The sequence below is a fragment of the Mucilaginibacter sediminis genome (assembly GCF_051903035.1).
Lineage (GTDB): Bacteria > Bacteroidota > Bacteroidia > Sphingobacteriales > Sphingobacteriaceae > Mucilaginibacter.
Window position 1 is genome coordinate 4142718 of sequence record NZ_CP170602.1, and the last position, 22198, is coordinate 4164915.

General features: G+C 43.9%; 17 protein-coding genes and 1 tRNA gene. 9 read left to right on the forward strand and 9 right to left on the reverse strand.

All coding sequences use genetic code 11. The annotated features are described in order from the left end of the window. Positions 1–127: 127 nt before the first annotated feature. Positions 128–2062: a PAS domain-containing protein gene (locus ACFGVS_RS16875; protein ID WP_439694828.1), complete on the reverse strand. Its 1935-nt coding sequence runs from the start codon at positions 2060–2062 to the stop codon at positions 128–130. A 195-nt stretch (positions 2063–2257) separates the two neighbouring features. Further along, positions 2258–2662 carry a hypothetical protein gene (locus ACFGVS_RS16880; RefSeq protein ID WP_439694829.1) on the reverse strand — a complete coding sequence of 135 codons (405 nt, stop codon included), beginning with the start codon at positions 2660–2662 and terminating at the stop codon, positions 2258–2260. Between the two features lie 286 nt (positions 2663–2948). On the opposite strand from ACFGVS_RS16880, the gene ACFGVS_RS16885 reads away from it, so the two are divergent. Next, on the forward strand, positions 2949–5420 hold the full coding sequence (locus ACFGVS_RS16885; protein WP_439694830.1) for a TonB-dependent receptor domain-containing protein: 2472 nt from the start codon (positions 2949–2951) through the stop codon (positions 5418–5420). Between the two features lie 102 nt (positions 5421–5522). On the opposite strand, the gene ACFGVS_RS16890 is transcribed toward ACFGVS_RS16885, so the two are convergent. Then, positions 5523–5714, reverse strand: coding sequence for a hypothetical protein (locus tag ACFGVS_RS16890; protein ID WP_090640963.1), 192 nt, complete (start codon positions 5712–5714; stop codon positions 5523–5525). Positions 5715–5933: 219 nt separating this feature from the next. Between ACFGVS_RS16890 and ACFGVS_RS16895 the strand changes: the two genes are divergently transcribed. Continuing rightward, on the forward strand, positions 5934–8606 hold the full coding sequence (locus ACFGVS_RS16895) for a PAS domain-containing sensor histidine kinase (RefSeq protein WP_439694831.1): 2673 nt from the start codon (positions 5934–5936) through the stop codon (positions 8604–8606). A gap of 243 nt (positions 8607–8849) precedes the next feature. Here ACFGVS_RS16895 and ACFGVS_RS16900 read toward each other — a convergent pair whose 3' ends face one another. Both ACFGVS_RS16900 and ACFGVS_RS16905 read right to left on the reverse strand, forming a co-directional pair. Then, a complete protein-coding gene (locus ACFGVS_RS16900; RefSeq protein WP_439694832.1) occupies positions 8850–10337 on the reverse strand; it encodes an IS1182 family transposase in 1488 nt (495 codons plus the stop codon). A 58-nt stretch (positions 10338–10395) separates the two neighbouring features. Further along, positions 10396–11559 (reverse strand): IS4 family transposase, encoded by a 1164-nt coding sequence (locus tag ACFGVS_RS16905; protein WP_439694833.1) that lies wholly within the window; start codon positions 11557–11559, stop codon positions 10396–10398. A gap of 348 nt (positions 11560–11907) precedes the next feature. On the opposite strand from ACFGVS_RS16905, the gene ACFGVS_RS16910 reads away from it, so the two are divergent. Then, positions 11908–13398, forward strand: coding sequence for a ligand-binding sensor domain-containing protein (locus ACFGVS_RS16910; RefSeq protein ID WP_439694834.1), 1491 nt, complete (start codon positions 11908–11910; stop codon positions 13396–13398). Positions 13399–13776: 378 nt separating this feature from the next. On the opposite strand, the gene ACFGVS_RS16915 is transcribed toward ACFGVS_RS16910, so the two are convergent. Then, the gene (locus ACFGVS_RS16915; RefSeq protein ID WP_439694835.1) at positions 13777–14178 is read right to left on the reverse strand and encodes a hypothetical protein; all 402 of its coding nucleotides are present in this window, start codon (positions 14176–14178) and stop codon (positions 13777–13779) included. A gap of 220 nt (positions 14179–14398) precedes the next feature. Next, a complete protein-coding gene (locus ACFGVS_RS16920) occupies positions 14399–15064 on the reverse strand; it encodes a Type 1 glutamine amidotransferase-like domain-containing protein (RefSeq protein ID WP_439694836.1) in 666 nt (221 codons plus the stop codon). A gap of 404 nt (positions 15065–15468) precedes the next feature. On the opposite strand from ACFGVS_RS16920, the gene ACFGVS_RS16925 reads away from it, so the two are divergent. The 4 genes from ACFGVS_RS16925 to darG all read left to right on the forward strand — a co-directional run bounded on the left by ACFGVS_RS16925 (position 15469) and on the right by darG (position 19244). Further along, positions 15469–15822, forward strand: coding sequence for a YciI family protein (locus tag ACFGVS_RS16925; protein WP_439694837.1), 354 nt, complete (start codon positions 15469–15471; stop codon positions 15820–15822). A 43-nt stretch (positions 15823–15865) separates the two neighbouring features. Continuing rightward, positions 15866–17098: an RNA polymerase sigma factor gene (locus ACFGVS_RS16930; RefSeq protein ID WP_439694838.1), complete on the forward strand. Its 1233-nt coding sequence runs from the start codon at positions 15866–15868 to the stop codon at positions 17096–17098. A 410-nt stretch (positions 17099–17508) separates the two neighbouring features. Beyond that, positions 17509–18189 carry a type II toxin-antitoxin system toxin DNA ADP-ribosyl transferase DarT gene (darT, locus tag ACFGVS_RS16935; protein WP_439694839.1) on the forward strand — a complete coding sequence of 227 codons (681 nt, stop codon included), beginning with the start codon at positions 17509–17511 and terminating at the stop codon, positions 18187–18189. Further along, complete coding sequence (darG, locus tag ACFGVS_RS16940) at positions 18189–19244, forward strand: type II toxin-antitoxin system antitoxin DNA ADP-ribosyl glycohydrolase DarG (protein WP_090641862.1); 1056 nt, start codon at positions 18189–18191, stop codon at positions 19242–19244. The genes darT and darG overlap by 1 nt, the downstream gene beginning before the upstream one ends. Before the next feature lie 230 nt (positions 19245–19474). Here the strand turns inward: darG and ACFGVS_RS16945 are convergent, their stop codons facing one another. Next, positions 19475–20380: a VOC family protein gene (locus ACFGVS_RS16945; RefSeq protein ID WP_439694840.1), complete on the reverse strand. Its 906-nt coding sequence runs from the start codon at positions 20378–20380 to the stop codon at positions 19475–19477. Between the two features lie 550 nt (positions 20381–20930). Then, complete coding sequence (locus tag ACFGVS_RS16950; protein WP_090641856.1) at positions 20931–21332, reverse strand: DUF5655 domain-containing protein; 402 nt, start codon at positions 21330–21332, stop codon at positions 20931–20933. A 42-nt stretch (positions 21333–21374) separates the two neighbouring features. Here ACFGVS_RS16950 and ACFGVS_RS16955 point away from each other — a divergent pair, with 42 nt between their 5' ends. Further along, on the forward strand, positions 21375–21758 hold the full coding sequence (locus ACFGVS_RS16955) for a hypothetical protein (protein ID WP_090641853.1): 384 nt from the start codon (positions 21375–21377) through the stop codon (positions 21756–21758). Between the two features lie 182 nt (positions 21759–21940). Next, a tRNA-Ser gene (locus tag ACFGVS_RS16960) sits at positions 21941–22027 on the forward strand. Positions 22028–22198: the final 171 nt, after the last annotated feature.

Consider the following 22198-nt stretch of genomic DNA (forward strand, 5'->3'; position numbering starts at 1 on the left):
CCGTCAATTTATCGTTGACGCGACAGTAATACAAAAACTTTGTTATAGGTTTCGTTGATTGAATCCCCGCGGCTTAATTGCCGGGGGATTTTTTATTGCATAAAGGCCCCGGGCCTGTTATAATCTGTTACGATAAATCAACAGCATCATTAATTTTGTTGTGAATCAGGTGAACGATGCCGTCCATCTCGTTGATAGTAACTTTTAGCAATTCAAGTGCTTCTTCTTTCTCCTCATTGCTTTCGGCTATATCTACCAGGTACATCAGGCCCAACATGGTTGCCACCGGTCGCCTTATCTCATGCGAGCTTAGCCAGGCCACCTCTTTTAAAAATTCATTCTGCCGTTTATTTTCCTGGATAGATTGTTTTAAATCGTTAATATCCTTAATAACGCCTATCAGCCTTACAGGTTCCTTTTGTTCGTTATAAATAAAGTATCCCTGGTCCATAATATACTTATATATGCCATTGCCGCAATTTATACGGTACTCGCAAGCCCAGTTGGTTTTACCTTCCCTTTTAATTTTTTGCTGGCTTGTTACTACTTCGGCAACATCATCGGGATGGATCAAACTACGCCACCACTCCAGGTTATAGGTTATTTGCTCATAAGAAACATCAATAAGCTGGGTTAAGCTGGCATTGTAAACAATGGTATCGGCAGGTATATTTAAATCGTAAATCACATCTTTGGTAGCCTGCGCCAACAGTTCATACCGCTCTACGGCTTCTTTAAGCTTAATATCTTTCAATTTATTTTCGGTTATGTCCGAAAAATAAACTGCCACGCCGTCATCCGTTGGGTAGGCGGCCAGCCTGATCCATTTGTTTAACACCAGCGAATACTCTTCCATCCGTACAATTACACGCTCTTCCAGCGCTTTTTGATAATAAGGGTACATACGGTTCCTCTCTTTGGGGAAGAGCGTAAAAATACTTTCGCCAACAATTTTGGTAAATTTTCCGTCAAGGATATCTTTAAAAGCCTGGTTAATACGGGTGATGCACATGTTGTAATCCAGGGCAAAAAAGGCATCGCTAATGCTGTTCAGGGTATTTTCAAGGTTGCTTAAATGCCTGTTTTTTTCTACTTCAAGTTCCTTAAGCTCGGTAATGTCCTGCATCGAGCCAATTACTTTTAGTGGCATGCCCGGTACCGTTTCTAAACGGGCCAATTGCCGCATATACCGGGTTTCGCCGTTAAGCACTTTAGTGCGGTGGGTTACATCAAGGGTTTTGCCATTGGTCATCAAATCGTTAAGCCCGGCCATCATCATTGGCCTGTCCTCAGGAAAAATATGCTCCAGGTAAATATCAAAAGGCTCCCGCTCATCATCCTGGCTAATACCAGTAAGCGTGTACAACTCATCCGACCATAGCAGCTTCCGGGTATCCGGAAAATACTCCCAGCCGCCCACCTTTGATATCAGCTGCGTTTCTCTTAAATTTTGTTTCTTGTTTGAAATGTCCTGGTTTATTTTTTCTAACCGCTGCTCAAATAATAGCTGTTCGGTCATATCCCGCACCATTACCAGTATATTGGGGTTGTTGTTGAAAGTTATTTTATGCGATGTAACGCTTACCTGGATAATGCTGCCATCCTTTTTGATATGCCGCCACGTACCGCTTAAATTCAGATTGGGCGCTAAGCCCCCGGCCGCCTCGATCGCCTTTCCGGCATCTTCGGGCGGGCGGATATCGTGGATACTTTTTGTTAAAAACTCGGCCCTGCTGTAACCGTATGTGATCACGGCGGCGTCATTAACCGAAACTATATTAAGGGCTTCGTCATATATCCACATAGGCACCGGGTTAGCCTCGTACATATTGCGGTACTGGGTTTCGCCTTGCTTAAGCTTTGCGTCGTTCTTTTTTATCAGGTAATGCAAAAACACCCCGCCGGCAATTACAAAAAAATACCCTTTGGCACTGCTAATGAATAAAACCTGTTCGCCGGTAAAGTTATGCTCCAGATAAAACAGCAAACGATCGCTAAAAGTGATCCAGAGCAAACTAATAATGATATAAATAAGGGCTATCCGTAAAGCTCCGTGCCGCATTAGCTTCGCGTTAAATTATTTATTAAATTAAACGTTTAAATACATTATTGGTTACAACAAATATCTATACGCGCCAATATATGTATTACAGCTTTTAATATTAAAGTGTTTTTAAAGCATGCCATCAATGTAATAAATATATTTATTCGAACATTAAAGCTTTAAAAACAAAAGAATTGTGGCAAGAGAGCGCGCTTACGGCAGTTTAACACCATAATCCAATTCAACATTAACCTCAAAAGTAACGTTTGCTACCCCATCAATCATTGGTACAGCAACTAACAGGATAGGAGCCTGCAATTCGGGTATACTCTCAAAAAGCGCCCAGCCATCCGCCGCCCATACCGCTATTTTAGTTAATATTTGGGAAGGGAAATAGTATTGGGCAGCAACATAGTAAGCAGTATCTTTTATTTTTAAAGTGATAAAAGGATCAACCATATCAGCAGTAACATTTGTAGTGTTAATAACTGGGCGCTGATAATATTGCTGGTCGGTAGCCCCCTCCACATTAAAAGCATTCATCCAGATGGGGTATTGGAGGTAATCGTTGATAGTAATGTTTTCCTCCAGCTTTGCAGTACCTATGTTATAACTCATCAGTACAAAAATAGATAAAGTTTTTTTCTCATTGCCCAATTGCGTCGACATACTGGAGCAATGCACTAAAACAAAAGCTCGCTGATCTTGAACATACGAAACATCACTATCCATTAACATAGCCGGTTAATCGAAATTATCGACCAATCGCCCATTTGTGCCGATGAAGCGCTACCCGCTATACTTAAACACCCCTACATCCCGGTGATTTGCCCCGTGGTCGATTATTTCTTTACGCCCGTCTATCGCGTTTTACCAAACGGTTGTATTGGTTTTTATTTGGGGCATGAAACTAAAATTACAATTCCTGCTCTTGTTCCTTTTACCTTTCACCATGGTAAAGGCTGCTAACCTAATTACCGATGCAGGTACGGGAATTACCGGTACTGTTATCGATTCGGTGAGCCAGAAACCGGTAGATTATGCTACCGTATCTGTTTTTGACCAGGCAAGTAACAAGGTTGTAAACGGCACCATAACCGCCACCGACGGTAAATTTACTATTGATAAATTACCTGCCGGCACTTACCGCTTAAGGATAAACTTTTTGGGCTATGCCAATAAAACCATCGCCAATATTAAAGTAGATGGCGGCATGCTTAAACTGGGCCGTATATTACTCAGTCCCGATAGTAAGCTGTTGAAAGAAGTACAGGTTACCGGCAAAAAAGCATTGATTGAAGAGAAGATAGACCGCACCGTATACAACGCCGAAAACGACCTGACTGCCCGCGGCGGCGATGCCACAGATGTAATGAAACGCGTACCCATGGTATCGGTTGACCTTGACGGTAATGTGAGCGTGCGTGGCAGCGCAAACATTAAAGTGCTTATCAATGGCAAGCCCTCGGCCATGGCTTCGGCAAGCGTATCTGACGCATTAAAGCAAATCCCCGCCGATTTGATCAAAAGCGTGGAGGTGATCACTTCGCCATCGGCCAAATACGATGCAGAAGGATCGGGCGGAATCATCAACATCATCCTGAGACAAAACACACTGCAGGGGCTTACGCTAAACTTAAACTCGGCAGCCGGCACACGCGGCGCCGACCTGGGCCTTAACGGCGGCTACAAAACAGGAAAGCTCACTTTTTCGTTGGGTGGTTTTGGCCGTACAGGTTACAATATCCCCGGCGAGTTTAACAATAGCCAAACCATAACCAGCCTTACCTCGGGCGATGCCCTGCTCACCACACAATCGGCCAATACGCATAATAAATTTTTGTTTGCCCGTTATAACGCGGGGGTTGATTATGATATTAACGAGCACAATTCACTTAGCCTTGGCGTGGTATTTGGCGCCAACAACCACCCAACTGTACAGGATAACTTTTTGACCAATAGCTATCTGAATGACGTACTTACCGGTTCGTCCCTACAAAAAAACAATATCACCAACAACTCCACTTCGGTTGATGCTACGTTAACCTATACCCTCACCGGCAAAAAGCCCGAGCGCGAATTCAGCTTCCTGACAGAGTACAGCCAGAATAACCGCCACAATAATTTTGAAAGTATTTTTCTTGATCAAAGCGATGGATCGTCAATTGGCGGATTAAAAAATAATAACAACAGCGTTAATAAGGAGCTTACCCTGGAGGCCGATTACCAAACACCGCTTGCCAAAAACCAGCTGCTGGAATTTGGCGCCAAGGATATTATCAGAACAGTAACCAGCGATTACACGTACCTGTCGGCAGCCGACGGCTCACTAAATTATCAGCCGGTATCATCGGCCAGCCTGTCAAACGCGTTTAACTACAAGCAAAATGTGGCATCGGGATATTTATCATTTACCTTTAACCCTTTTAAGAATTATACCATTAAAGCAGGTACCCGGTACGAGTATACCTCCATCAGCGCCGATTTCCTGAGCGGGCAGGCAGTTACCATTCCCAACTATGGCATACTGGTACCCAGCCTCAACATCAGCAAAAAGTTTGATAATGGCGATATGATTAAACTGGGCTACAACCGCCGCATTCAGCGCCCATCCATCGAGTTTTTAAACCCCAATATCCAGGCATCCAACCCACTGAATATAACCAGCGGTAACCCTGGCCTGCAGCCCGAGTTTACCAACAATTTTGAACTGGCCTACAGCACCAATATTAAAAGCAACCATTTCAATATTTCGGCATTTATGCGCAATACCAACGATGCTATCCAAACCATCCGGACAAGCAGCGGCGATACCATAAAAACCAGCTATCAAAATTTGGGCAAGCAAAATGCCTATGGTATGAGCCTATCGGCCAACCTTACCCTCACCAGCAAGCTAAGCCTTAATGGCGGCCTTGATATGTATTACCTTGATTTGGATAACCAGGACCCCGATCCGCTTTTCCGGGCATCCAACCATGGCTGGGTGGCCAACTACCGCATATTTGGCAGCTATGACCTGTCAGACAAGTACTCGGTACAGGCATTTGCCTTCCACCGTTCGCGCCAAATACAGCTACAGGGTTACCAGGGAAGTTTCGGAGTATATAATTTAAGTTTTAACAGGAAGTTTGCCAACAAAAAAGGCAGCATTGGCATTGGCGCAGATAACTTTCTGACTAACGGCTTCAGAATACCTACCGTTGTTAATTCGGGCAACATTAACCAGAATGCCGTAAACATAATGCACAACCGCAGCATCGAGGTAACGTTTACTTATAAATTTGGTGGCATGTCTGTTCAAAAGCCCAAAAAACCTAAAAAAACCATCAATAATGATGATTTAAAGGAAGGCAGCAGCAATAACAATAATTAATAAAAACCGCCCCCATTCAGGGTGCTATGCACTTGTGGCGGGCGGATAGCCTTCACCTTATCTTTTAATTTAAATCTTGCAGGGCAGGTTTGGATTTCAGGGTTAAGATTTACTTCTTTTTATATACTTCCTGTACAGGTATTCGGCATATCCCACGCTAATATAATCCGGAAATTTCCAGGTGGGGTAATATTTTCTTTGAATATATTTTACCCCGCTAAAAAACAGAATAGCCGCTATTAATAAAATACCTAAACCCAATAGTATGGCACCCAGTATTACAACAATATCCATAATTTAATCATTTTTGATTTGTACGCACCGCTTAAACAAAGGTTACATTTGTTTTAATAATTAATATTTGCCAACCCGGCCATTATCAATAATATAATAAACCTGTTTATAAACACCTCCTGTTATAACCGGCCGGTTACTAAAATGCAAACAATAACAACAAGTTGCGTTTAACCTGCGTAAAAAAGGCAGAAGCCAATTAGTAAACGAATATACGGGATGCCTGCCGAACAGCACGATTTAAACTTTGAGCAAATTGTTGATACCCTGAACAGGGGCGTCTATGGCATTGATACCCAAGGCAATTGTATATTTATTAACCAGGCCGCCACAAAGATGCTTGGCTACCCGCGCCAGGCCTGCATTGGCAAAAACATGCATAGCCTTATCCATTATCATCATATAAATGGTAACGTATACCCCGAAAGCGAATGCGCCATATGCACCGTAAATAAGGCCGTTAACGGACAACACAATCTTGACCATGTTTACCGGAGGGCCGATGGATCGGCGTTCAATATCAGGCATTCCTCAAGTCCAATTATTGATAATGGCATTTTTAAAGGAATAGTTATTGCTTTTAGCGATATATCCGATCAAAAAAACAAGGAAGCAGCCTTAACCGAATCTGAAAAAAAATACAAGCTCCTTTTTGATAACAACCCATCGCCCATGTTTATCTGGGATTTTGAAACCCTGCAGATAGTGGATTGCAATGAAGAAGCATTGATAAAATATGGCTATAGCAGGGAGGAGTTTTTAAAGTTAAACATCAGGCAGGTACGCCCCCCGGAAGATATCGCCCTTATTAATGAAGCCACAAAAAGTGAAGCATCTTATGGCTCCATCCACAAAAAAAACTGGCGGCACCTTAAAAAAAACGGCGATCTGATACACGTTGAAGTTACCGGTCATGTCATTGAGTTTAATGGCCGCAAAGCTTCACTGGTACTCATAAATGATATAACAGAGAAGCTAAAAGCAGAAAACGAACTAAAAAACTCGGAAGAGAAGCTACGTATTGCTACAAAAATTGCCGGGTTAGGCTATTGGCAGGTACAATTGGATGGCAAAAACAGGTACTGGTCTGACGAGGTATATACCATTTGGGGGGCCGACAGGGATTCGTTCGCGGCCGATTACAGCCTGTTTTATAAAACCATTCACCCCGATGACAGGGAGCGGTTTGCCCGGGAGCAGGCCTTTGCCGTAAATAACGCCAGGGAAATAGATTTTGAATACCGTATTATTTTGCCCGATGGATCGATGAAATGGGTACATGAAATTGGCAAACTGGTTGCCGGTAACAGCAATCAGCCGGCAGTTTTCCGGGGAACGGTGCAGGATATTACGCCCCGGAAGCTTTTATCGTTATCGCTGGAAGAAATTAACCTGCGCTATAATTATGTAACCAAGGCAACTTCAGACGCTATTTGGGATTGGGATTTGGAAAATGACAACTTATATTGGGGCGAGGGCTTCGAAATTATTTTTGGATATAACAGCGAAAGCATTCAACGCAACATCAGTTCATGGACAAACCATATACATCCCGAAGATATAGATCAATTAATAAAAGGCATTTACGCCGTAATTGACGGAACCGAAACCAAATGGAAAGACGAATACCGCTACCGGAAAGCCGATGGCACTTACGCTTATGTTGTTGACAGGGGATTTGTCATACGCAACGCAAAAGGTAAAGCCATAAGGATGGTAGGCGCTATGCATGATATTACCAAACGTAAAACAGAAGTGCACCATTTAAAACTAATCCAATCTGTAATAACGCACACTACCGATGCTGTTTTAATTACCGATGCCAACATGTTTGATGGATTGGGACCGCACATTGTTTATGTAAACGAAGCATTTACCAGGATGACGGGTTATAATGCCGATGAAGTAATGGGTAAAACGCCACTGATATTGCAAGGCCCAAAATCGGACGTGGCCGAATTGCGGCGCCTGGGTATAGCCTTACGTAAAAGTAGACCATGCGAAATTACCACCATCAGCTACAAAAAAAACGGAGAAGAGTTTTGGGCAAACTTTTCTATTAATCCGGTAATGGACGACAAGGGCATTTTAACCCACTATGTGGCCATTCAGCGCGATGTTACCGAACAAAAAAAGGCAGAACTGGAGCTTAAACTGTTTGCCGGCGATTTATATGAACGTAACAAGGAGCTTAACCAGTTTGGATACATTGTATCGCATAACCTGCGGTCGCCGGTGGCAAATATCATGGGGATAACCAATTTATTGGAACTGGATAGCGACGACCCCGACACGGTAGCCAAATGTACACACGATTTAAAAATTGTAGTGAACAGGCTGGATAGCGTTATAAAAGACTTAAGCCAAATTGTATCCATCACCGATGGCTCGACAGCCCTTACCAAAGAAAAAATTGATTTAAACGCATTGATAGCCCAGGTAGTTACCGACCTTGAAGATGTTATATACCATACGGAGGTCGAGGTTTCTATACACGGCGGCTCGCATATCATTTACTCGCATAAGGCTTATTTGTACAGTGTATTTTATAACCTGGTGAGCAACGCCATCAAATACCGATCAAACAATTCGCCACGCGTAACTATCACTATTGTTGATGATGTTACAGGTACCATAGTTACCGTAGAAGATAACGGCATAGGCATTGATTTAATAAAACACCGGGACAGCATTTTTAAGCCCTATAAAAGGTTCAATTTAAATATTGAAGGTAAGGGACTGGGCTTATTTTTGGTCAAAAGCCATATTGAGGCGCTCGGCGGCTATATTACCATTGATAGCGAGGAAGGCAGCGGATCTGTTTTTACTATAGGCCTGCCCGCATCAAGCCATTTAGCACCCGAAGCCGTCCAAGTCTCCGAATACCGTTAACAGCAATACCCAATCGCTTGTACCGTGTATCAAAATTTAGCAGGAAATGCCTAATTCCCGTGTCAATCCTGGTTAGCGAAATCCGCGGATTTTGAAGGGAGAAATGATATATGTCGCATGTCGGCGAGTCGACTCACCCCGACGAGGCTCCGCCCGTCTGCCTCTCTCCGACTGCGTCGTGATCGTTGCGCAACTAATAATAATTACAGTCGTGAGACTGTACAACGTTCTTTGAGATATTGATTAAAACGATAGTATTGGATTTGAAAGATAATGCTGAGTAAATAATAAAGTATACATTCGGTAAAATAAGCCGTTTATTGCTTTTATGACTGGCATTTTCAGCTCTTTTAACCGCTTGGGTTTGCAGGCGAGCAGTTTTTTGATATTGTAAGCGGCAGCAGCTATAAGCATTCCTTTGTTAGCTTGTTTAAGACCTTTAGTATTTATCCTTCTTAAACCGTTATAGTTAATTAAGGAACCAAAGACCGGCTCAACTGTACTGGAGCGCAGCGACTTCATTAGTTTACCTTTGGGACTTTCTACTCGCTCCCGCATATATTCATAGAGTGGCTTATCGGCCGAATCAACCAGCTTTTTAAACCCTTTTTTATTGGCACAGATTTCTTTGAAGGGGCAGTTCTTGCAATCGCTGATGTTTGATTCATAGATCTTTTTATGTACTGTTGGTTCGTTATAAGCACACTCGACACGTCTGAAGGGTAACTGTACTCCCATTAAACAAATGTATCTGTCATATCTGTCATCATACTTAAAGCCTTCATCTTCCCTTGAAGATTTATAACTTCCGGGGTTAGGTATATATCCTTTAAGTTTGTTTGCCGTTAAAGCTCTGATAGCCTTACCGCTGCTATAGCCTGTATCTGCCAGGATTTCTCTGGCCGGCGAAACATGGCCGCCGGAAAGGTTGTCCATGATCTGCGGCAACATCTCCGGCAGGCTGGTGTTATCGGTCTCATTCCCCTTAAAAGCCTGTATATAGGTAATAAAGTGACTGGCGGTATCCACACTCATCTGTGCCCGGTAATATAACCTCATCGGTTTTCCGGGTTTAGTGGTTAAGCGGGCATCAGGATCTGAAGGGCTGTAATGTGTTTGATTCGTCGGTCCTTTTTTATCCTTTTTATCCTGGTCATTCTTGTTGTTTGCTTTCGGCGTTTCCGGTTTGGCAGGCACATCTTCTATATTATCATTTAGTTCCCGGCTGAAAACGGATGCATCTTCCATTACAATCCTTTCAACCATACTCTGTTTGGAAGCATTTGCCGGTATCAAAGCACTGTCGACAGCCTGCCGCTTCCCCGAAATCAAGCCTTTGTCAATGCATAGCTTGAGCACTTGTTTGAAAATTTCAAGAAAAACTTTCTCGCCAAACAGCTTACGGGTACGGCTTAGCGTAGAGTGCCAAGGCAAATCCTCGCCAAGATTGTATCCAAGAAAATAAAGGATATCCATCCGCATTCCCGACGAGGTAATGATGCGACGGTCGCTATTGATATTTTCCAGGTAACCTACCAGCATCAATTTCATAAATACCACCGGATCAATGCTTTTTTGGCCTTCTTTACCATAGTGCTTTGAAGTAGCTTTATATAAAAAATCCAAATCGAGCAATCCTTTCAGCCGGCGGTAGAAATTATCGGCTGGAACATAGTCTGAAAGCTGAAACTGAATGAACAAGCTTTCCTGCTGTACTTTTTTCCCTTGCATGCCTTTAATTTACTAATAAGCACTGTTTTAATCAATATTTCAAAGCATGACTGTCCACTTAAAATAAGCTGAGTGACAGCTGGTTACAATTTAGTTCTTTGACATCTTTATAGTCTATCTTTTTAAGTAGGTCATTTACAGGAGTTTTATCCAGTAGCGATATGCTGATTACTTGTAACATTTCGTAGGTTGAACGACCGGTTTTCAGGTCTTTGGCGACTATTGCCACAAGACAGTAGGCGATAATTGCTGAATAGAGTTGAATACGGACCGCGTTTTCAGAGGTACCCCAAAAGGATTTAATCTTCAAATGCTGCTTTATCCATTTAAAGAAAAGTTCTATCTGCCAGCGATTTTTGTAAAGAAGCGCAACCTGAGCGGGTGTTATTTCCATATTATTGGTCAGGAAAACGAAAGTCCTTTCGCTCTCTTTATCATAATACTTTACTCTTCGCAGCTTTTCAGGATAATCTTTGCCAGTGTAAAAGCCTGTCAATCTTCCTGTCTGATCGCACAGCACTCCGGTGGATTTATCAACCTTGCCAGAATATATTCTTCGATATTTTAAACTCGATTTAGCACGAATCACAAAGTAGGCTTTTCTTTGTGTAATGTTATACAGCCTGGAAAAGTCCACATAGCCACGGTCAAAAATATAGTAGGCGTCTTCTTCATAAGTGATATGATCCATTGCATTCATGTCGTTTACTGAAGCTGAAGTAATGTGTATAAAGGCTGGAATCTGTGTTGTAATGTCAAAAAGGGTATGAATTTTTATTCCCCCTTTGGCTTTACGAAACTTTGCCCACCAAAATACACTTAGGCACAGGTCTATGGTGGATGAATCAAACGCATATATCTTGCCTTTTATCTCAAAATCTTCATTGGCGCGTTTATTCCGGGCGATGCCGATCACGTGATAAGCAAACTCCTCGAATATCTTGCTGTTCCGGTTTTCATTGACTTTGGCAAGATTACTTCGGGTCACGCTTTTTCCAAGACCTAAATGATATGATTTTTTACTATGGGCTTCCAACGTAATGATCAGATCACGTAAGCTATCTCGGTTTGTAAGTTGACCAAACAGCATACAGAGCAACTGGTTCCAACAGGAAAAGTGCCTTACATACTTATCGCCGTCATACTTCTTTACAATCCCATCAAATACACGCTGGGGAAGAAACTCTGATAATTGTGAGAAAACGTATTTACCTTGATTCATTTTTGCCGGTTGACCGACTAACCTAATCAATTCAAATCGTCACGCGCTAAATGAGCCTTTAACTAATAGACTATCAATGACTTCAAAGAACAATTTTTATTTTTTAATGGACACTAATGATTTCAAAGAACTTTTTATCGTCGCGTTGTGCAACAATCACCGCAGGTGAAGAGAGGGGCGAAAACCGTTTTTCTCGTTCCTCAACCCTCTTTGCGGCGAAGCCGGAGAGAGGGTGGCCCAGCGTAGCGTCGGCCGGGTGAGTCGTAGCCGGCGTTCCCCTTTGTAACAAAACTTTAACCTAATTTAACTATTATAAGTTTGGTGGTTTGCGTTTGCTTTCTTTATTTTATGAAATTAATGTTGACATTGTTATACCCACCCAAAACCTGTAAGCTATTGCTGCTTACCTGCTTTTTAGTTTTCGTGTTTCCCGCGGTAATTTGCGCGCAAAATCTTTTTTTGCAAAAGATTGAACTGTGCAGCGCCGAAAATTACTGTATCGACTGCGGCAGCCCCAAAGCTACCTGCAGCCAGTTTACACTCGACCAGCTGTGCGACCGTATTAACCGCAAATATTCGTTTAAAGATGCCAATGGCTCGCTCACTTTCCAGGTACTGGTTGAGCCTTCGGGCTTTAGCTGCGTGCTGAGCCATACCGATGTTACCAACAGCCCGCTAACGGCCGATATCATCCGCCTGCTGAACGGCAGCTTGTGGAAGGCAGCGGTTGACCATGGCAAACGTGTGGCATCATCTGTAAATGTGCAGTTTAAAATAGCCTTTGGCCGTATTTCGGCCCAGATGCTGCGGATGGACCTGGAGCAGATGAAACCGCCCGGCCCGCCAACTATTTATAATACAATTACCAAATATACCAACCCATCACTCAACAGCTACGAATTTACCAAGTGGACCAAATACGATTCGCCGCTGCCCGATAACGTGAGCCAATCAAGCGCGGTTGACGCCACCGATGTACTTTGGTACGCCACCGCCCACGGCCTTACCCGTTTTGATGGTACCACCTTTAACCCGGTTAATGAATACAACTCGCCCTTTACATCCGAAACGGCTGTGCAGGAAGTTACCGTTGATAAGGAGAACGCCAAATGGGCCTATGTTGATAACGGTATATACAAATACACCGATGCCGGCTGGCAGGTGTACGATTTTAAAAAGTTTATAAAAAGCCCCGTTACCCACATTATAAAAAGCCGCAACGGCGAGTTGCTGTTTACCACCAGGGATGGCATGGTAGTGGTACGTAAAGATAAAGTGGTGGTGCTTAACAAAAAAACCATCCCGCTGCTGCCCTCAAGCAACGTAACTTTTGCCTATGTGGATAACCACAAACGCCTGTGGATTGGTACATCAAAAGGCACCATCCTCATTGAGAAAGACCTGCTGCCAACCACATTTACCACATCTGATACGCCCTTGAAAAACGCCAGTATATCCGGCGCGGCCGAAGATGAGCAGGGCAACCTCTATTTCTCGCTGATAAGCACCGCCAAAGCCGCTACCGATGATGATAACGAGGGCATTGCGGTATTACGCCCCGATGGCACCTGGCTGCACTTAACCGACAAAAACTCGGGCATGCCATCAAACCACGTAACCAGCATTATGTACGATAAATTTGAAAAGGTACTATGGCTGGGCACCGATCAATCGGGCCTGGTGCGGTACGATTTAAAAAACAGCTGGGAAAACTACAACAACGCCAACTCGCCCGCCCCCGGCTTTAAAATTTACCAGGTAGTGCAGGATTCAAAAGGGGTTATTTATGTTACCACGGCCAATGGTTTGATGCGGATCAGGAAAAGAGGAACGTTTTGAGGATTAGATTTGAGATATGAGACGTGAGATTTGAGATGGAATTAGCCGGGAAGAACGCTGGCTAAGACTCACCCGCCCGACGCTGCGCTGGGGCACCCTCTCTTCAACTTCGTTGGAAAGAGGGGCTTGAACGACTGGTACTTGATCTAAAAAATTAAATAAAACGCTTCCAGGCCCCTCTTTCCGGCAAAGCCGAAGAGAGGGTGGCGGGCGCAGCCTCGCCGGGTGAGTCTTCGCCGCCACACTCACCACTCACCACTCACCACTCACTACTCACCACTCACCACTCACCACTCACTACTCACTACTCACTACTCACTACTCACCACTCACCACTCACCACTCACTACTCACCACTCACTACTTACTACTCACCACTCACATCCCCCGTAACCTCACATCATCCGCCACAATCCGCTCCACCATAATACTGCGTGTGCCGGTGGTATTTTCGTCAAAAGCATTTACATCTATAGCGCCGTAATTATTAAGTGCATCAACAGCCTCCTGCGCCAGCCTGGCCGATGGGGCGTGCACCGTTACAATGGTGCCGTTACGGCCTGCCGTGGCATGGGCTTCGGCCTCGTGTTGGTTATCAAACAGGTGGTTAAAAAACGCGGCTATACGGTCAATGGTACCGGGCTCGTGCACCTCATGGCCGGGCAGGGCTTTGTGGGTGTGCTGGTCTAAACTATCGGCGTCAAACTCGTTGCCCAACAGGTACTCGCACACATCATCGGCAAGGGTAATATCTTCAAAAATACCTACTACTGTAATCATACGTTAGTAATAGGTAGTTGGGGTAAATTGTTTGCGGGATTGAGTCGGGAAAGTCGGAAAGTCCGGAAGTCGGAAAGTCAAAAGCAGCCACTACACAAGCAATTCAAAAGTCTCAAATCTCATATCTAAACAGGGCGTTTCAAAATGCTTTACTACTATCTAAATTAACTCCAACAATCGACAAAAATGGCAACGGGCGAATTTACCGCGCCACCCGGTTTCAGGGATTAAACAGCTTCCAGTGTCCTTCGCTAATAACCTCAATGCTGTCGTCAGTCACTTTTATGGCTGTCTGATCATCAATCGCGTATGAAGGTACTGCTATCGTAGCGGCCAGTTTTTGAATATTGTCCATAGAATTCGTCGGAAACCATTCATGATCTAAATGGGGGTGTAGCGCAAAATCGACCAGGCTCAGCGACTTATCGCTTCCGGCCGGCAAATTATGGTTGCCGTAGGTGGTTCCAAAGCGGGTCATGATCATGCTTCCGGCGCTTAAGCCCACATACACTATCTTTTGCAACAACGAGGGCAAAAGTTTTGCCAGGCCCGATTGCTGCATCCAGTAACACAAGTACTGGCAATCGCCCCCGCCAACCAGCAAAGCGTCAGTCTCCTGCAACATGGGCAACCAAAGCTCTTGCTTGATGCTTGGTAGTGCAGTAAGTTCCAGTATTCCTAAGGATTTCCAACCCAGATCGCAGAAAGGGTCGCCTAACTGCCCGCAAATTACCTTGCGTGATATATCGGCCCCGCCGGCTATGGCGTATATGGCGGTAGGGATAAAAATGGCGCGGGCTTCGGCAACAGGTTTCCCCAGTAATTCAACGAGCGCGTTATGAATGCTCGCATTGCTTATGCCTGCAGAAGTGAGAAGCAGCTTCATGATGTTTCAAATTAACGGGTTAAAATAATTATATAAAATTAAAATGTAGGAAGCAAAAGCATGTGGGGCAATCGCGCCAATATGGAGGTATTTTGCGGCGATGTGCGGTGGTTTAGTGTTAAGTCAACAGTACTAAGTCGTAAGTCTAAAGTTGAATTTTTTCTTTTTTGGCTTAGAACTTAAGACTTTGGGCTAAAGACTATCCGTCAATCTATCATTGGCATGACAGCAGAGGCGTTTAAGGGGCTTTAAAAAGAATTTAGCAAAGATGGCTGGTGACACCTGAGTTCAAACCTTGCGATCAAATGAGAGAACACATTTTCTCAGCGCTTGTCCAATTTCAAAAACCTCAATTGTTATCGGGTTATAATTCATAAATTCAGTAACAATTAAAGCTTAAAAAAATGAACGAGTACGCGTTAATTATGAGACACGAGGATGGCACAAAGATAGCCTCGCCGGAGCAAATGCAAATATGGATGAAACAAACCATGGACTGGATTGGCAGTATTGCCGCCCAAAACAAATTTGTTAGCGGTACGGGCCTGCCTTTTGATGATGCCCGTGTGGTGCACGCCAATAAAATGGTTACCAATGGGCCGTTTGGCGAGATCAAGGAAACTATAGGCGGTTTTATTGTGGTGAGGGCCGAATCTGCCGACGAGGCGGCTGAATTTGCAAAAGGCTGCCCGGTTTTGCAGGGCGAAGGTAATACGATGGAAGTGCGCCGCATTGCCAAAAATGATGGAACACACTAAAAGCTAAAAAAGCCTCTGTACATTTACAGGGGCTTTCCGTTTTATGGAACAACAGGAGTTGATACCACATTTATTCAGGTCGGAATACCGGAAGATTGTCTCGGTATTGTGCAGGCGCTTTGGGTTTGATGAGATGGAGATAGCCGAGGATATTGCCAGCGAAACTTTCCTTACCGCCGCGCAAACCTGGGGGTTTAACGGCTTGCCCCAAAACCCTGTCGCCTGGTTGTATCGCGTTGCTCAAAACAAAGCAAAAAATTATCTGCAGCGCAATTTAACCTTTCAAACTAAAGTCGCGCCCCAAGTCAAAAGCGATTTTTCAGACCACGATGAAACCGACATAGATTTGTCGCCGCAAAACATCAGCGATAGCCAGTTGCAAATGATGTTCGCCATTTGCCACCCCTCCATCCCTCCCGAGGCGCAGGTAGGCTTATCGCTCCGCATCCTTTGCGGGTTTGGTATTGACGAGATTGCCCAGGCTTTTTTGAGTAACAAGGAAACTATCAACAAGCGTTTATACCGGGCCCGCGAAAAGTTACGCGAGGAGAAAATTAAAATAGAACTTCCTGGCCCGGCAGAAATAGATAAGCGGCTGGACGCTGTACTGACAACCATTTACCTGCTATTTAACGAGGGGTACTATTCCATCAGCCAAAATCAAGTGCTTCGCCAGGATTTGTGTTTTGAGGCCATCAGGCTATGCCAAATGCTTGCCGATAATGAGCATACCAATAAGCCCCCGGTTAATGCCCTGCTTGCGCTGATGTATTTTCATGCCTCGCGTTTTGATGCGCGGGTAAATGAAACCGGCGAAATCATTTTATATGATGACCAGGACACCAACCTGTGGAATATAGATATGATTCTCAAAGGTGGATATTATTTAAACAGATCGGCCATGGGCAGTACGCTTTCAAAATACCACCTGGAGGCCTCTATAGCCTATTGGAGCACGCAGAGGGCGGATAATAAAGAGAAATGGGAAAATATATTACAGCTTTATAATCGTTATTTACAGGTGGCTTATTCGCCTATAGCGGCACTTAACCGCACCTATGCCCTGGCCAAAGCAAACAGTAAGGAGGAAGCGATTGTTGAAGCCGAAAAATTGAACCTGACCGGCAATCAATTTTATTTTGCGCTGCTGGGGCAGCTTTATACCGGCATTGATGATCAGAAAGCAAAAATAAACTTTCAAAAAGCCCTGGCTATCGCCAGTAACCCGGCAGATAAAAAAATCATCCAGAAAAAAATAGACGAACTTGAGGACTGATTGGCATACTGTTTTTTATTGTCTTATGTAAACTTTTTAGGATGATACAGCTTTGTACCTTTTTGAAAATCACACATCAGCTGCCCACATTTGCGGCGCACAAAACCTTGCAGTTTGAGACATTGGAACAGCGGTAGACTATTGACAACAGGGGTACAGAAAACTTGCGCTAAAGTTTAATTTACATTAGTTCGCCGATCCATTAATGACATGGTGTTCGACTTAGGCAAATCAATAAAGTTATTGGTTAATTCAAAATTACATTTAATTTGTATCTTAGTAAAAAGTCGTTCTTTACCCTCGATCAGTGGTTGTTACGCGATTAAAAACATAACAAAAGATTAAAACATACTAAAACTTAAGGTTGTAATCGTTTCGCCAAAGGCTACCAAATTATATTAGTTGTAGCATTGCGGATTATACTTAATTTTGCAAGCAAAAAAGTGCCAGGCCGTCGACCAGATATTGTAAAAGTTTATCGTATTGTTCATATCGATAATATAGAATATTTACTAACGCATGGTATGTTTAACAGGGATCATCGCATGGCTGATCCTGCCTATATTAATATAGGCGACAGTGACTTAATTGCTAAGCGACACGACTATCCTGTTGGGATCAATCCGCCGGGAGGTTCACTGGGAGAGTACGTTCCTTTTTATTTTGGACGACTATCACCTATGCTGTTGAATATAAAGACAGGATATCGTGGGATCAAAGAAAGACCGCAAACAGACATTGTCTATATCGTTTGTCGGGTGAATGACATTGTTGCGCATTGTAATGATTGGTGCTTTACGGAAGGCCATGCTAAAACGCGAATCACCACATTCTATAACGACTTAAACAATCTGGATGAAGTTCACTGGGATAAAGTTGACCTGCGATTTTGGCACAACAGTGAAGATGATTTTGACAGGATGCGCCACAAGCAGGCCGAGTTCCTGGTCAAAACACATATACCAGTTCAATGTATAGCCGGAATAGTTACATATAACAATGACGCTGCAAATCGCGTTCAAGTAATATTAAACGAATTGAACTTAGAAATGCCGGTAAGGGTTAATCCTAACGGGAACTATTATTATTAATGCAATATTTAAAAGGTAATCTATTAGACGCTAAGGCACAGGCATTAGTCAATACCGTTAACACCGTAGGGGTAATGGGTAAAGGCATTGCACTGCAGTTTAAAGAAGCTTTTCCCGAAAACTTCCGGCAGTATGCCGCCGCCTGCAAGCATAAGCAATTGCGTACAGGTGATTTGCTGGTGGTAAAGGAACACACGATCGAAGGGGATAAATTCATTATTAACTTTCCTACAAAAACAGAGTGGTTCCTGAAATCAAAATATGAATATATCGAACAAGGGCTGCAAAAATTAGTTCAGGTCATTGAAGAAAACCAGATAGATAGCATCGCAATTCCCCCTTTAGGCTGCGGAAACGGAGGCTTGAAATGGGAAAAAGTCCGGCCAATGATTGAAAAGCACTTAGGTCAGTTAAAAAACGTCGACATTCAGGTATTTGAACCTAATGAAGCAGTGAAGGAGTTGCTAAAGAAACAAGATGTCAATAAAGATGTTAAATTGACCCCGGCAAGGGCAATGTTGCTTTACGCGATGTTCTATTATGACTCACTTGGCGAGAACACCAGTCTTTTTGTTGCAAACAAACTGGCTTATTTTTTACAGCGGTTAGGCGAGACCTCGTTGAATAAGCTAAAGTTTCAGGCAAGTCATTACGGCCCTTATAGTGTAGGAGTGGAACATGTTATGCATGCCTTGAATGGTAAATATGTAAAAGGTCTCGAACAGATGAGTGCAAAGGCTTTTGAACCGCTGGAACTTCAATATGATAAATTGCCAGAGCTAAAAAACTATGTCAAAAAAGAGTTTTCGACAGAACAGCGTGCCCGGCTGTCAAGCTTGGTGAAACTGATCGATGGATTTGAATCAGCCTTGTCTTTGGAAATATTGGCAACTGTAGATTTTATTAGAAAAGAAAATCCAGGAATTGATCGCGAAGGTATTATCACTAAAATCTACAATTGGTCTGATCGTAAGCGAAAGCTTTTTCAAATAAGGTATATTGATATTGCAGCCAATCACCTTAGCGATTATAGCCAAACACTAAACATTAACTGATACAACATAAACCGTTCGTACAGGGTTGCGTTTCTACCAGCATTTGTAGTTTCAAAACTTACGCGTGGTTGCCGAAGCCTTCTTGGCGCCTTGTGTTGGGACGTTGTTGTGCCAAACTTGTGTTTCTGCCCGCATTCCCGGCACACAAAACCAGCTAAGTGGATCATCAAAAATGAAAAAAGCCTGCAAATAATAAATCGCAAGTTTTCTTCTGCTTAAATTATGCTGGTCTAACCGTTGTAGGCCTGTTGCAGAACCGCAACATCAACTTTTTTCATGGTCATAAAAGTTTGCGTAACACGGGCAATCTGTTCGGGGCTGCCATGCTTAAGTGCCTCAAACATTACGGTTGAAGCCACCTGCCAGGATACGCCGTATTTATCCTTCAGCCAGCCGCATTGCCCTGGCTGGCCGTCGTCCGTAAGAGCACTCCAGTAGTAATCAATCTCTTCCTGCGTTTCGCAGGTGACCAGCAATGATACCGCATCGTTAAAACCGAACCCGTGCGGGTGTGCGCTATCCATAGCGGCCAGCCAGGTATGGTTTATGTAAAAATCAGCAAACATGAGCGTATCGGCCTTGTCGGGGCCCATATCTTCAGGGCGCGGGGCCGTGGTACCCCGTTTACCATCTTTAAATATCGAGCAGTAAAACTCGATAGCCTCATTGGCTTTACCGGCAACACCCCCCGTGTACAGCAGCGATGGAACAATCACCGGTCTTTCTTCGCCGGCTGGGTTGGTCAGGATCAACTGCCATGAAACGCCATATTTGTCGCTTATCCAGCCGTAGCGTTCGCTAAAAGGATAGCGGTCAAGCGGCATCATCACCTTTCCGTTTGGTAACAGCTTGTTCCAAACGTCATCTATATGTTTGGCGGCATCCGGGTTGCGTGATGGGTCAAAATTGATCATAAAAGATATAGCAGGGCTGATATTTAACCCGGGGCCTGCGCTGATGCCCAGGAAGGGCTGTCCGGCCATGGTAAATTCAACTGTCTCGCATTCGCCACCGCCGGGCATGGCAAAATGATTCACATAGGTTAAGGCCGAATCGGGCAATAACGATGCGTAAAATTCGGCCGCCTCTTTGGCTTTATCCTGGCCGAACCAGATGTGCGGTTTGATGGGTAACATAGGTAAAATGGTTTTAGTGTAAATATTAGTCAAAAATAACGCCAAAACACAGGGAGGTGCAAGGCATATCCCTGACAATTTAAGGGCGTAATTGCGACAATTAACTCTCGCTGAGTCAACAGTATTAAGTCGTAAGTCTAAAGTTGAATTTTTCTTTTTTTCTGACTTAAAATCTGTCTAAACCTGATTTTGCTAATGTTTCTATGCTTCTAATGAAGAACAACAATATTTCGCATGTCGGCTACTACTCACCCCGGCTACGCTGCGCTGGCCGACCCTCTCTCCGGCTACGCCGCAAAGAGGGTTTTGAAATTTAATTATTAAAATATCTAATTATCAATTAATTAAAACAAAAACCCTCTTTCCACCGAAGGTGAAGAGAGAGTGGTCGGGCGTAGCCTCGACCGGGTGAGTCGTAGCCAGCGTTCAAGCGAATGTTTATGTAAATTCCAATAGTTGATGCGCGAACACGAAGCAATAACGATCTGTTTTTTATTTTTAGACAGCCTCTAAAAACTTAAGACTTTCGGCTAAAAACCACATAACACTACTATAAAAGCTCATACGATTCCCGCAGATAAAGAAACAATTTTGGCCGCAGGTCATCCAGCAAAGCAATACGGATATGGTTTTCAAACTTATTGCCCGAAGCCACACTTTTAAGCACAGGCCTTTCAGGATGCGGTACTTTCGAATAAAATTTAATATCCAGCTCCTTTTTCATCGGTCGGATTACCAGGAAGGTAAGCCGCCGTGTGAAAACGATACAATTCGGGGTAGTGCCAACCAAAACTCCCTCCCAATCGGCCACCTCGGCCAGTATTTTATCAAACACCAGTACAAGTTCAGGCGGGCGTCCCCGAAACAAACTGTCGAGGCTAACCCGCGCGCAATAATGCCGCTGTTCGGGTTTCGGCAGCTCGCGTTCACATTTGGGGCAGGTCCAGCTCATTATTCATTTTTTGCCTAAATTTACCAAAATGCACTCCACGTCATGAAAAAAACTGTGCCTTTTGATTTCCTGCTGGATTACCTGCCGGCCAGTACCATCGTAAAGCCGGCGGTAGGCATGTTTTATATTTATTTCGACCGAAAGATAGTGCTGATCTTCCGGAAAACCGGCAAAAATGCGCAACACAACGGCATTTGGATATGTACCAGGCGCGAACATCATGCCGGTTTGAAGGCAGAGATCCCAGCGATTACCGATTTTCAGTTTGATGAAGACGAGGCTTTTGATACCGCCTGGTTGCTGCTGAGCGACAGCCACGATGATTTTGAAGGTGCCGGCATACAGCTTTGTGACCTGGTATCAAACAAGGATGAAAGGATTGGCAAGGTAACACCTAAAAGCAAAGCTTTATTTATCGGCTTTTAAAACAAAACCGGCCCGTTATTTCCGTCCCCCCGGCGGGCGTTTTTTCAAGCGATGTTGCTACCGGCAGGTTCGGCTAACCTAAGCCCGTTTTACGACGGTGCTGCATTTATTTTATAAAATGTTACCCCCACGTTAGTACATAATATTATATTTGCGCCCTCAAATAGCTAATGCAGCTATAAGGAGAGGTGTCAGAGTGATCGAATGTGCCTGATTCGAAATCAGGTGTACTGTTACAGGTACCGGGGGTTTGAATCCCTCCCTCTCCGCCTCGGTCGCTATGGCGACCATCTGTTGAAATTTCAATGACGGAAAATTAAACCTCAGTAAAATCATATTTTATTGAGGTTTTCTCATTTTGCGACCAACACAGCCTTCTCAAATGTGGTACTACGTTTACATTGCCGAACCCCGTAGTAGCAGGCATTATGCAGGCTGTA